This is a genomic window from Vibrio aphrogenes, assembly GCF_002157735.2.
In the GTDB taxonomy this organism is placed as follows: domain Bacteria; phylum Pseudomonadota; class Gammaproteobacteria; order Enterobacterales; family Vibrionaceae; genus Vibrio; species Vibrio aphrogenes.
Window position 1 is genome coordinate 181,227 of sequence record NZ_AP018689.1, and the last position, 12,260, is coordinate 193,486.

At 43.9% G+C, this 12,260-nt stretch carries 10 protein-coding genes; 6 read left to right on the top strand and 4 right to left on the bottom strand.

Translation table 11 applies throughout. The annotated features are described in order from the left end of the window. Nucleotides 1-97: 97 nt before the first annotated feature. Nucleotides 98-1,561 (top strand): SLC13 family permease, encoded by a 1,464-nt coding sequence (locus VCA1004_RS00865; RefSeq protein ID WP_086981980.1) that lies wholly within the window; start codon nucleotides 98-100, stop codon nucleotides 1,559-1,561. Nucleotides 1,562-1,713: 152 nt separating this feature from the next. On the opposite strand, the gene VCA1004_RS00870 is transcribed toward VCA1004_RS00865, so the two are convergent. Next, the gene (locus VCA1004_RS00870; RefSeq protein ID WP_086981981.1) at nucleotides 1,714-3,456 is read right to left on the bottom strand and encodes a lysophospholipid acyltransferase family protein; all 1,743 of its coding nucleotides are present in this window, start codon (nucleotides 3,454-3,456) and stop codon (nucleotides 1,714-1,716) included. Nucleotides 3,457-3,679: 223 nt separating this feature from the next. Between VCA1004_RS00870 and uvrD the strand changes: the two genes are divergently transcribed. The 3 genes from uvrD (at nucleotide 3,680) to pfkA (ending at nucleotide 8,100) form a co-directional block, all read left to right on the top strand. Further along, on the top strand, nucleotides 3,680-5,851 hold the full coding sequence (uvrD, locus tag VCA1004_RS00875) for a DNA helicase II (RefSeq protein WP_086981982.1): 2,172 nt from the start codon (nucleotides 3,680-3,682) through the stop codon (nucleotides 5,849-5,851). A 33-nt stretch (nucleotides 5,852-5,884) separates the two neighbouring features. After that, nucleotides 5,885-6,784, top strand: a complete 900-nt coding sequence (gene fieF / locus VCA1004_RS00880; RefSeq protein ID WP_086981983.1) for a CDF family cation-efflux transporter FieF — start codon at nucleotides 5,885-5,887, stop codon at nucleotides 6,782-6,784. Between the two features lie 353 nt (nucleotides 6,785-7,137). Continuing rightward, nucleotides 7,138-8,100 (top strand): 6-phosphofructokinase, encoded by a 963-nt coding sequence (pfkA, locus tag VCA1004_RS00885; protein WP_086981984.1) that lies wholly within the window; start codon nucleotides 7,138-7,140, stop codon nucleotides 8,098-8,100. A gap of 152 nt (nucleotides 8,101-8,252) precedes the next feature. Here pfkA and tpiA read toward each other — a convergent pair whose 3' ends face one another. Continuing rightward, the gene (gene tpiA, locus VCA1004_RS00890; RefSeq protein WP_086981985.1) at nucleotides 8,253-9,023 is read right to left on the bottom strand and encodes a triose-phosphate isomerase; all 771 of its coding nucleotides are present in this window, start codon (nucleotides 9,021-9,023) and stop codon (nucleotides 8,253-8,255) included. Between the two features lie 308 nt (nucleotides 9,024-9,331). Between tpiA and VCA1004_RS00895 the strand changes: the two genes are divergently transcribed. Continuing rightward, nucleotides 9,332-9,691, top strand: coding sequence for a 5-carboxymethyl-2-hydroxymuconate Delta-isomerase (locus VCA1004_RS00895; protein WP_086981986.1), 360 nt, complete (start codon nucleotides 9,332-9,334; stop codon nucleotides 9,689-9,691). A 10-nt stretch (nucleotides 9,692-9,701) separates the two neighbouring features. Then, nucleotides 9,702-10,127, top strand: coding sequence for a DUF805 domain-containing protein (locus tag VCA1004_RS00900; RefSeq protein WP_086981987.1), 426 nt, complete (start codon nucleotides 9,702-9,704; stop codon nucleotides 10,125-10,127). A gap of 79 nt (nucleotides 10,128-10,206) precedes the next feature. On the opposite strand, the gene VCA1004_RS00905 is transcribed toward VCA1004_RS00900, so the two are convergent. Beyond that, nucleotides 10,207-10,827, bottom strand: coding sequence for a helix-turn-helix transcriptional regulator (locus tag VCA1004_RS00905; protein ID WP_086981988.1), 621 nt, complete (start codon nucleotides 10,825-10,827; stop codon nucleotides 10,207-10,209). A gap of 198 nt (nucleotides 10,828-11,025) precedes the next feature. Continuing rightward, complete coding sequence (glpX, locus tag VCA1004_RS00910; protein ID WP_086981989.1) at nucleotides 11,026-12,033, bottom strand: class II fructose-bisphosphatase; 1,008 nt, start codon at nucleotides 12,031-12,033, stop codon at nucleotides 11,026-11,028. Nucleotides 12,034-12,260: the final 227 nt, after the last annotated feature.

Sequence of the window (12,260 nt, forward strand, 5' to 3'; positions counted from 1 at the left end):
TTACGCTTTGATCACGAACTGACAACTTATCGATTCATTTTTAATGATAAGCGTCATTAAAATAGCAACATAATTTGTAGTATAGGTAGGTTGTGCTATGTCGGTATTAGTTAAAGAGTCTGTTATTCCGGGAAGCTCTCGTTATTTAGGGCTTGTGCTCGGACCTTTAGTGTTGATTTTTACTTTAGTCTTTCCGGTTCCTTTTGAAGGAATGACTGAGTCAGCTTGGCGAATGATAGGTTTAGCGACCTTTATGGCCATTTGGTGGGTTACGGAAGCCGCCCCGATCCCTGTGACTTCCTTTTTACCGATGATTTTATCGCCTCTTTTAGGGACGGCAGACATTAAAGCCGCGACGGCACCTTATGCTAACCCACTTATTTTTCTGTTCTTGGGTGGCTTTATGCTATCGATTGCGATGGAGAAATGGAATTTACATAAACGTATTGCGTTGATTGCGATGTTAGCCGTTGGCAATAAGCCGGCTCACCAAGTGGGTGGCTTGATGCTGGTCACCGCATTTCTTTCTATGTGGATGAGTAATACGGCTACCGCGGTAATGATGCTACCTATCGGTATGTCGATCATTGGTATTGTGTGTGGTGAAAAACGCGATAAAAACCCAGAGTTCGCAAGTGCGTTATTATTGGGTATCGCTTACGCTGCTAGTATTGGTGGGCTGGCGACCTTAATTGGTACACCACCTAATGCGCTATTAGCGGCTTATTTATCCACTACCTATCATATTGAATTGGGCTTTGGTCAATGGATGTTAGTGGGTTTGCCATTGACGATTGTTATGTTGGCGATTACTTGGGTGTGGCTAACCAAAATCTCCTATAAATTGCCAAATACTCAATCGGGTGATGCAAAAGGTTTATTAAAAGAGCAGTTGCATTCATTGGGCCATTTAAGCAAAGGAGAAAAATGGGTCGCAGTGGTTTTTGTTGGTGCGGCAGTGAGCTGGATCATTCGACCATTATTAGCCAAATGGACCGGCTTGCCGATTAACGATACCAGTATTGCTATTTTCGCAGCGCTATTGCTGTTTATTATTCCGGTCAATGTTAAGAAACAAGAGTTCGTGCTTGATTGGGAAAGCACCAAAAATCTGCCATGGGGAGTGTTATTGCTGTTTGGTGGTGGTTTGAGCTTAGCGGCACAAATTAAATCATCTGGCTTGGCGGACTTTATTGGTCAAAGTTTAAGTGCGACTAATGGCATGCCGATTCTCGTGGTAATGTTGATCGTGACGGCGGCGATTATTTTCTTAACGGAAGTGACCAGTAACACTGCGACGGCAGCGGGCTTCTTGCCTTTGCTTGGTCCTATTGCTGTGGCGATGGGCGCGCATCCTGCGATGTTAGCGATCCCTGCTGCTTTAGCCGCAAGCTGTGCCTTTATGATGCCTGTGGCAACTCCACCAAACAGTATTGTGTTTGCTTCGGGGCAACTGAAAATTAAAGAAATGATCCGTGCGGGTTTTGTTCTGAACGTGATTGGTATTTTCATTATCACTGCGTTGAGTTACACCTTAGCCGCGTGGGTGTTTGGGATGTAAGGGAACGATCAGCGAGCGCTGCGCTTCTAGGGTGCTACGCTGCTCGTGATTCAATAAAAGCGTTATAAAACAGAAAAAAAGCTGAGAAATGTTAACGGTTCTCAGCTTTTTTCTTTTTCAAGACACGAGCAACGAGAAACGGAGTGTTCGAGTTACGCTTTATGTTTTTTCAAATATTCCACACTCTCTTCCTTCCCCATATATTTCGCGAGCGTTCGTTGTGGCACGCTACGCAGATCCACCACGATTAAACCATCAAGGGCCTCATTGAAGTTCTTATCGACATTAAAGCTGATTAGTTTGCCGTTGAGATTTAGGTATTGTTTTAATAATACCGGCAGGCTTTTTTGACCTAAGCGAGTTAACACCTTCGATAAAAGCTGAATATCCGCAAGAGAGGACAACATATCGGCACGCCAAAAGGTGTTGGGGGTCTTTTTTAATGGGTTAGTTGCTTTGACCAAGTTCGCACTGTCTTGGTCAAAATGGTGCCTCTCTAAGGTCGATACCATCAATTCCCTAGCGGTCGGACTGTATTCACTGCTGATACTGACTGGGCCAAATAAATGGGTGTAATGTGGATGGCGAGCGGCATAAGTAGCGATGCCTTTCCACAATAACATTAAGGCGGTTAAGCTGCGTTGATAAGGCAGGTCAATCACAGAGCGTCCCATTTCTATGGCATGACCAAACTGGGCTATCAGTTTTTCGTCATATTCAAATAAGGTACGTGAATAGAGCCCTTTTACCCCTTTATCTTGAACAATACGGTCAGTTAACCCTAAGCGGTAAGCACCGACTAAGCATTGTGCTTCATTATCCCAAATAAACAGATGTTGATAAGAGTCATCAAATTCATCGATATCACAGGCTTTACCTGTGCCTTCATTGACTAAGCGAAAGTTGCGTTCGCGAATTCGTCCAATTTCTTGCATGAGATGTGGGATGGCTTGAGATGGGGTGCAATAGACCTCAAATTGTTTGAAGGTGAGTAAATGAGCGGCACTTGGGAGACTTTGAATCTCTTGTTGTAGTTGATCGCGCGGGATCGGTTCGATCATAGGATCATGCTGTGGCAAGGTCGGTGGTTGGTGTTCTGCTCTTGGGGCAAGCAAATAAGTGTTTAACCTTAAATAATCGACAAGCTGTTGTTCACTAGATAAGCTTGCAAACTCCTTACGATCAATCACTTCACCTATGGAAATATCAATTATCTGCTGGCTTTTGTTGAGCATCTCACGACCTAACAAGGCGGTGCGTAAGTAAGGGTGAACTTTGCCAGCCCAATAAAAGGATTTGCTGTTATGGCCATGAATATAAATAGAGAGCGCATTGGCGTTACTGCGCTTGAGTAACTTAGCCACCGAGCGGCTCCAAGGTTTATCGTTTAATTGGCCGTGTTGATCAAAGGTAGAGACTTCGCCGGCAGGAAATACCAACAATACGCCGCCGCTTTGTAAGTGTTGTACCCCTTGTCGCAGTGCTTTGATGTTTTCACTAATGGCATTTTTTCCTTCAAACACATCGACACTAATAAATAATGGTGCAAGTTCTGGTACTCGTTTGAGGTATTGATTGGCTAAGATTTTGACATCACGGCGTACCTTGAGCAGCATTTCAGCCAAGATCACCCCTTCCACCGCACCAAGAGGGTGATTTGCCACAATCACTAAAGGGCCGTGGTTAGGAATGTCAGCCAAGGTGCCCGATGAAAGACGATAATGAATATTGAGTTTATCTAAGGTATGGCGCAAAAAGACTTTACTATCTAAGGTCTTAGGACGTTGTTGATAATACGAGTCGAGGGTACTTAATCCCGTGATTTTTTCGGCTGCACGTTCCAGTAAGCCAAAAGGGGTGACATTGGGTAAACGAAAAGGACTGGTTTGCATCATTCGCTCCTACTTCAATACTCATTTCAATTTACACCGCCGATCTTGCAGTTTTTTGACAGTATTTATCCCGTCTATATAGAGAGCCATCATAGAGGGAGGCATGTCACTAAATCACATGGAGTGAAAGCGGCGGTGATGTATTGAAAGCTTAATTTGAGAGCTAAAATCTAAGCGAAACTTCGTGTATACTCTGCTTTTATGTATAAATAACCAGTAGATGACGATGGATCCTTCTTTATTACTCGACGGTCTTAACGACAGACAACGTGAAGCGGTTGCCGCTCCATTGGAAAACTTACTTGTGCTGGCGGGCGCAGGTAGTGGCAAAACCCGCGTATTGGTGCATCGCATTGCTTGGTTATTGACGGTGGAGCAAGCTTCGCCGTTTTCGATCATGTCAGTGACCTTTACCAACAAGGCTGCCAAAGAAATGCGTGGTCGTATTGAAGAGCTGATGATGGGGACTTCATCGGGTATGTGGAATGGGACTTTCCACGGTATTTGTCATCGTATTTTGCGCGCGCATTATATGGACGCTAAATTACCTGAAGATTTCCAAATTCTCGATTCCGAAGACCAAATTCGCTTATTGCGTCGTTTGATCAAAGCGCAAAACCTCGATGAAAAGCAGTATCCGGCCAAGCAAGCAAGCTGGTGGATTAACGCTAAAAAAGATGAAGGCTTACGCCCTAGCCATATCGATACTTATCACGACCCAGTTGCCAAAACCTATTTGCAAATTTACCAAGCGTATCAAGAGGCCTGTGACCGTGCTGGCTTGGTGGATTTCGCCGAAATTTTACTGCGTTGCCATGAGTTATTGCGCGATAAAGTGCATGTACGTGAACATTATCAAGCACGCTTTAAACATATCTTGGTGGACGAATTTCAAGATACCAACAACATTCAATACGCTTGGTTACGCATGATGGCGGGGCCGGATGCACATGTGATGATTGTCGGTGATGATGATCAGTCAATTTATGGCTGGCGTGGCGCACAAATTGAAAACATTCAAAAATTCTTACGTGAATTTCCGGGAGCGCACACCATTCGTTTGGAGCAAAACTACCGTTCCACCAAAAATATCCTTAATGCTGCCAATGAGCTGATCAGCAATAATACTGAGCGTATGGGGAAAGATTTGTGGACCGATGGCCAAGATGGCGAACCGATTTCATTGTATTCCGCTTATAACGATTTGGATGAAGCCCGGTTTGCGGTTAATAAGATTAAAGAATGGCATGAAAAAGGCACACCGCTGGTCGATTGTGCGATGTTGTACCGTAATAACGCCCAATCGCGGGTTTTGGAAGAGGCCTTAATTCAAGCGCGTCTTCCGTATCGCATTTATGGCGGGATGCGCTTCTTCGAACGTCAAGAAATCAAAGATGCGCTGGGCTATCTGCGGCTAATGAACAACCGTAATGATGATGCAGCGTTTGAGCGTATAGTGAACACCCCAACGCGTGGTTTAGGCGAAAAAACCCTAGAAACCATTCGCATGACGGCTCGTGATCGCGGTACTACCTTATGGCAAGCCGGAGTTCAATTAATTGAAGAAAAAGTCCTTTCTGGTCGGGCTGCAAGTTCCTTTAGTCGTTTTATCGAATTAATCAATGCCTTAGAAGATGACACTTTTGATTTAGCGCTGCACGAGCAGTTTGATCAGGTGATCAAATCATCGGGCTTGTTTACTATGTACGAGATGGAAAAAGGCGAAAAATCCAAAGCACGCATTGAAAACTTGGAAGAACTGGTGACAGCAGCGCGTCAGTTTGAAAAGCCAGAAGAAGCTGATGACATGAGTATGCTGTCGGCGTTTTTATCGCACGCGGCATTAGAGGCTGGTGAAGGTCAAGCGGATGAGTTTACCGATGCGGTGCAACTGATGACACTACACAGCGCCAAAGGATTGGAATTCCCATTAGTGTTTATGGTGGGGGTAGAAGAGGGCATGTTCCCAAATCAAATGTCGGCAGAAGATGCGGCGCGTTTAGAAGAAGAACGCCGTTTGTGTTATGTCGGCATGACCCGAGCGATGGAAAAACTCTACATCACTTATGCAGAAATGCGCCGTGTGTATGGGCAAGATAAATACCATAAACCGTCGCGTTTTATTCGTGAAATTCCAGAAAGCTGTGTTGATGAAGTGCGAATGAAGGCGCAAGTCAGTCGTCCGGTGACGTCTGGTCGCTTTGCGGCGAGTGCGGTGAAAGACAACTTTAACAGTACCGGCTACTCCTTAGGACAACGGGTCAAACATGCCAAATTTGGTGAAGGGACGATCATCAACTTTGAAGGCAGCGGTGCTCAAAGTCGAGTTCAGGTCGCCTTTAATGGTGAAGGGATCAAATGGCTGGTCACTGAGTATGCACGCTTAGAAAAACTATAGTGATTGAACATCAAAAGTCTGAAGAGGCAAGACGTGGATAAGAATTACGCAAAATTGGTGAACTCAGCAGCATGGGCAGCCATGATCATTGCCACGGTGCTGCTGGTGGTGAAATTGATTGCTTGGTGGCAAACCAACTCCGTCAGTTTATTGGCTTCTTTAGTTGATTCATTGTTGGATATGGCGGCCTCATTGACCAATTTATTGGTGGTGCGTTATGCCACTCAACCGGCGGATAAAGAGCATCAATTTGGGCATGGTAAAGCAGAATCTTTGGCGGCGCTGGCTCAGGCGATGTTTATTTCTGGTTCGGCCTGTTTCTTACTATTAAACGGGGTTGATCGCTTCTTCCGACCGCAAGCTTTAGTTTCGCCAGAGCTTGGGGTATGGGTCAGTGGCTTTGCTATCTTGATGACATCGAGCTTAGTGTTATTTCAAAAGCACGTGGTTCGTAAAACTGGTAGTCAAGCCATTGCGGCCGATTCATTGCATTATCAAACCGATTTATTCATGAATATTGCGATCATGATTGCGCTGGTCTTAAGTTGGTATGGCTTGAAACAAGCGGATGCGGTATTTGCGATGGGAATTGGGGTATATATTTTGTACAGCGCTTACCAAATGGCGCATGAAGCGATTCAGTCATTGTTGGATCGTCAACTACCCCAAGAAGAGGTGGAAGCCATTTCAAATGCCTGTATTTCGGTAGAAGGAGTATTAGGCGCGCACGATTTACGCACTCGCATGTCAGGGCCGGTGCGTTTTATTCAAGTTCATATTGAGTTAGATGACCATTTGCCGTTACTTAAAGCACACCAAATTAGTGATGCGGTGGAAGCGAAATTGTATGCGTTATTCCCACATTCTGATGTAATCATTCACCAAGATCCGATTTCAGTAGTTCCAAGTGCAAAAGAGCAGCCAGTAAATTGATGAATTAATGACAAATCCGATTAGCCGAATGGGCGGATATCACGTAAAATTATGTGACTTGGCGCATTAAAATAAAGACAAACCGCTGGCTATTGTCTATCTTATGGACAGGTAAAATGCAATGCAAAGTGATATGAATCAACATCATTAAGCGACAAACTTGTATATTACGTTGAGTGCCTATGAATTTTATAATCTTTATTGCTGACCGCCTTTGTGCGAGCAATCATCAACAAGATGAATCAGCGAGGATTTTGGATTGAACCATTCATTCAGTATTAGGCTAGAAAGAGAATGGCCAGTGTCGATGGTTGAACAAAAGAATTTCATTTTAATATTTTTAGAGGGTAATCATGGTTAAGAAGATCGGTGTTTTAACAAGTGGTGGTGATGCACCAGGTATGAATGCTGCGATTCGTGGTGTGGTACGTACTGCGTTAAGCAAAGGCATTGAGGTATGTGGTATCTACGATGGTTACCTTGGCCTCTATGAAGGAAAAATTAAGCAATTAGATCGTTCAAGCGTTTCTGATGTGATCAACCGTGGTGGTACTTTCTTAGGTTCAGCTCGTTTCCCTGAGTTTAGAGATGAAGCCGTACGCGCTAAAGCGATTGAAAACCTAAAAGAACACGGTATTGATGCCTTAGTTGTGATCGGTGGTGACGGTTCTTACATGGGTGCTAAGAAGCTGACTGAAATGGGTTTCCCATGCATCGGTTTACCAGGCACGATTGATAACGATATTGCTGGTACCGATTACACTATTGGTTACTTTACAGCATTGAATACTGTTATTGATGCGATTGACCGTCTGCGTGATACTTCAACGTCTCACCAACGTATTTCTATCGTTGAGATCATGGGTCGTCACTGTGGTGATTTAACATTAATGTCAGCGATTGCTGGTGGTTGTGAGTACATCATTACCCCTGAACATAAGCTGAATAAAGAAGAATTGATCAAGAGCGTTAAAGCGGGTATCGAAAAAGGCAAAAAACACGCCATTATTGCGCTTGCTGAATTGATTACAGATGCTAATGAATTAGCGAAAGATATCGAAGCTGCAACCGGTCGTGAAACGCGTGCGACAGTATTAGGCCACATTCAACGTGGTGGTTGTCCAACAGCGTTTGACCGTATTCTTGCTTCTCGTATGGGTAACTATGCCGTTCACCTATTATTAGAAGGCCATGGTGGTCGTTGTGTTGGTATTCAACGTGAGCAATTAGTTCACCATGATATCATTGATGCTATCGAGAACATGAAGCGTCCACTTCATGAAGAGTTATACTCAGTCGCTGAAGAGTTGTTCTAACTTTTCCGAGACGAAAGCTTATAAAACCGCTGGTCATGCTATGCCAGCGGTTTTTTTATGTGTGCAAAAAACAAAAGACTGGCACTAGGCCAGTCTTTGCTATTTTTTCGAGCTTTCGAGCTTTCGAGCTTTCAGCGTCGAATAACGAATTATTACGCTTTTGCTTCTGCTGCTGCTTTCGCGATCGCTGCAAAGCTTTTCGCGTCAAGTGCTGCACCACCAACTAGAGCACCATCGATGTCTGGTTGTGCAAAGTAAGCTGCTGCGTTTTCTGGTTTAACCGAGCCGCCGTATTGGATAACAACGTTTTTCGCCACTTCTTCAGATTTCTCTGCGATGTGAGCGCGGATTTGTGCGTGAGTGCGTTGTGCATCATCAGCAGTTGCAGCTTTACCAGTACCGATAGCCCAGATTGGTTCATAAGCGATAATCGCACCATTTAGAGCATCAACACCAAGAAGGTTGATTACAGCATCGATTTGACGAGCACAAACAGCAACAGTTTCGCCTGCTTCGTTTTGCGCTTCAGATTCACCAATACAAAGAACAGGAGTTAGACCATTTTCTTTTAGGAAAGCGAATTTTTTAGCGATAAATTCGTCTGATTCGTTGTGGTATTCACGACGCTCAGAGTGACCGATGATGATGTGAGTCGCACCGAATTCTTTTAGCATCGCTGGAGACATATCACCAGTAAATGCACCACTGTTGTGTAGGTCAGTGTTTTGAGCACCAAGAATGATGGCACTGCCTGCTTCAGTCAGAGTGCGCTCTGCAAGATCAACGAACAGTGCTGGTGGAGCGACTGCAACGTCGACGCCAGTTACGCCTTCAAGTTCAGCATTTAGACCAGTTAGCAAATCAACAACCATTTCTTTGCTGCCGTTTAGTTTCCAGTTACCCATTACTACAGGTTGACGCATAGGATATTCTCCAATTCGATTAAATTAAAATTAAGATCCAACGATCTTAAATGGCTACCAAGGAATATAACAGATTAATGTGATGAGATCATGATTCTCATCATGCCTAAACGATCAATAATATCGAGTAGTGCACGGCTTTTTGCGGTGTTTTATAGCAAATTGGCTAGTCGCTGTTTTTCTCTCGAATAAAACGTAGCCAATGGAAAGGGAGAAGTCTAACGCTCACTGAGATTTTTTATTGTTATCTAATGGGAAAGATTAGATAGTGTAGGCTGTTTTGTTTTTTTGCTATACAAGGATGCTATATGCCCAATGTCGTCATGGAATATTCGAACTCAATTGAAGAACGGATCAATACCCAAGCCTTACTCGAAGACTTACATCAAGTGACGATTCAAAGTGGTTTGTTTGAGATTCAAGACGTTAAATCAAGAACATTACGCACGCATCATTGGTTGGTTGGCGACCTTGATAATGAGGTTGATTTTATTCATATCACAGTGGAATTATTAGATGGTCGGACGGATGAGCAGAAATTAGCCCTTGCTCAATCATTGATGGCAACACTGCAAGCAAAAGCGTCTTTTGTGGCCAGCTTGACGGTGAATATTCGCGATATGGATAGAAAGTGTTTTCAAAAAGTGACCAATTTAAGCAGTCATTAAAGGAGAGAGAATGACAATAAAACAATGGTTATTTTCTTTTCAAGGACGGATTTCTCGTCAGCGTTTTTGGATGTGGAACCTGTTTTACTATTTGGTCATGATGGGGCTGATAGGGATCGGCGCTCAAAATATCTCAAGCCATTATACCGAGTTGGTGATTCTTATAGCCAGTGCAGCTTTATTATTTCCCGATTTAGCGGTCACGGCTAAGCGCTGGCATGATCGCAACAAATCTAATCGTTGGCTATTGATGCACGTCCCATTAGTGCTTGGGCGCTTAATGGTGCCAACAGAAGCCGCTGCTACGTCAAGCTCTTCTAGCGTACAACTGGTGGTATCGCTATTGGCATTAATTTGTGGGATTTGGATGCTGATTGAGTGTGGTTTCATGAAAGGCACTCAGGGTGAGAATCAATATGGTGCGGAGCCAGAGTAAAGGAAGATGAGCAAATGTAAAAAGGCAGCCAAGGAGCTGCTTTTTTGTAACTGGAGCCGTTGTTATAAGTCGAGCCGTATTATAAGTGCAGGGTAATTTTATAACGACAACGATGCGCCCCTTGTATGATGTGCTCTTGGCGTTGAATATCGCATTCATCTTTAAATAAGGTTTGAAAGATATTGAGCTCCGAGCGACACAATTGTGGGCATTGTTTGGCAGCAAAGCAAATAGGACAATGATTTTCCGTTAAAAAATAGCCAGTTGCAGTGACTTCTAATTCTGCCATGTAACCGTCTTGTTCTCTTAACTGAACTAACGCACGCAATCTTTCTTCTGTCGTGTGGAAGTGAGAAAGGTATTGCTGGTAACGACGTAAAATTTTTGCTTCACGTTGAGCGGTGATCTGCTCAATGCCAGGAAGGCCAAAGACCTCATCAATAGAAGTAAGAATATCGATGCTTAAATCTTGGTGGCGGTCAATGAATTGGTTGTGGCCTAATTGGGTGAGTGACCAATGGCGAGCCGGGCGTCCGACTTTCATTTTGATATCATTAAAACTAATCAACCCTTCATTTTCGAGCATTTGTAGGTGCTGGCGAGCTCCCATTGTCGTGATCGATAAATGCTCAGCTAACTGACGTGCCGTGATTTGGCCTTCACGTTTTATTATGTCGAGAATTTTATCGCTGGTTTTCATGGATTCGCCTTGTTGCTATCGAAAAGTGGCTATAGAAATAAGAGCCAAAGTGATGGCACTCTTATGGCTATGATGGCTGAAAAAATTAATAAAGCAAACACTTAACATAGTCTAATTCTTAACAAGGGTAGCTTATCAAAGTGACGGATATAAAAAACGCAACTCGAAAGTTGCGTTAATTTTGAAGCATTCAGTGGCTTATAAAAGGTGATCTTTTACATCGTCATCTTTACGCTCAAGGTAGTGGATTGACTTAATGCGACGAATAGTACGGCTCTTTCCTCGAATCACTAAGGTTTCCGTGGTCGCGATATTACCTTTGCGAGTGATCCCTTCTAATAAGTCACCTTTGGTAATTCCGGTTGCGGCAAATACTACGTTATCACTGTGCGCCATATCGTCCATTTTTAAGACGACGTTTGCGTGTACACCCATTTCTGCGCAACGCTTCAGTTCCAGTTCACCATGGATACGGTTTTCTTCACTGTCGCCTTTTACTTCATGACGTGGCAATAAACGACCTTGCATATCACCATCAAGCGCACGGATCACAGCAGCAGAAACCACACCTTCAGGGGCACCACCGATACAGTACATCATGTCAACTTCACTATCCGGCATGCAAGTTAAAATAGAGGCTGCAACATCACCATCTGGCACAGCAAAAACGCGCGCGCCCATGTTTTGGATATTGGCAATCACTTGATCGTGACGTGGTTTGGCTAAAGTGATGACTGTTAATTCATGTAGTGGTTTATTTAATGCTTTAGCCACATTGCGGATGTTTTCTTCTACGGATTTGTTGAGATCGATACAACCTTTTGCGCCTGGGCCAACTACCAGTTTTTCCATGTACATATCCGGTGCTTTTAGGAAGCTGCCTTTTTCACCCGCGGCTAATACTGCGAGGGCATTCGATTGACCCATTGCAGTCATTCGAGTTCCTTCAATCGGATCAACAGCGATATCTACGGCATCTCCACCTAGGCCAACTTGCTCGCCAATATACAGCATCGGCGCTTCATCAATTTCACCTTCACCGATGACGATTTCACCGCTGATTTCAGTTTTATTCAGTAGGGTACGCATCACGGCTACTGCGGCTCCATCAGCGGCATTTTTATCGCCTCGGCCTAACCATTTATATCCGGCAAGCGCAGCACCTTCTGTCACTCGAGAAAATGCTAATGCTAAATCGCGTTTCATACTGACTCCCAATAAATCCAAAAGAGAAGAAAATTATGCGACGTATTTTAGCACAGCCAAAACGGTAACGTTTGCATTTTTGATTTTGATGGCTGGAAAATAAGGTTATCAATAGGATATGGTTGGAGGGTGGCACCCAAATTGTCATAATTCAGTGAAGTTTGTTGCTTTTTTGCGCATCTAAGCCGAAATAGTTGAATAAGACAGTGGCACAGAGAAGCAAGCTG

What these genes read in the sequence shown, in the direction of transcription:
- VCA1004_RS00870 (WP_086981981.1), bottom strand. Translation starts at nt 3,456, where the DNA reads ATGATGCAAACCAGTCCTTTTCGTTTACCCAATGTCACCCCTTTTGGC.
- VCA1004_RS00895 (WP_086981986.1), top strand. Translation starts at nt 9,332, where the DNA reads ATGCCCAATGTCGTCATGGAATATTCGAACTCAATTGAAGAACGGATC.
- glpX (WP_086981989.1), bottom strand. Translation starts at nt 12,033, where the DNA reads ATGAAACGCGATTTAGCATTAGCATTTTCTCGAGTGACAGAAGGTGCT.
- uvrD (WP_086981982.1), top strand. Translation starts at nt 3,680, where the DNA reads ATGGATCCTTCTTTATTACTCGACGGTCTTAACGACAGACAACGTGAA.
- VCA1004_RS00865 (WP_086981980.1), top strand. Translation starts at nt 98, where the DNA reads ATGTCGGTATTAGTTAAAGAGTCTGTTATTCCGGGAAGCTCTCGTTAT.
- VCA1004_RS00900 (WP_086981987.1), top strand. Translation starts at nt 9,702, where the DNA reads ATGACAATAAAACAATGGTTATTTTCTTTTCAAGGACGGATTTCTCGT.
- tpiA (WP_086981985.1), bottom strand. Translation starts at nt 9,023, where the DNA reads ATGCGTCAACCTGTAGTAATGGGTAACTGGAAACTAAACGGCAGCAAA.
- pfkA (WP_086981984.1), top strand. Translation starts at nt 7,138, where the DNA reads ATGGTTAAGAAGATCGGTGTTTTAACAAGTGGTGGTGATGCACCAGGT.
- VCA1004_RS00905 (WP_086981988.1), bottom strand. Translation starts at nt 10,827, where the DNA reads ATGAAAACCAGCGATAAAATTCTCGACATAATAAAACGTGAAGGCCAA.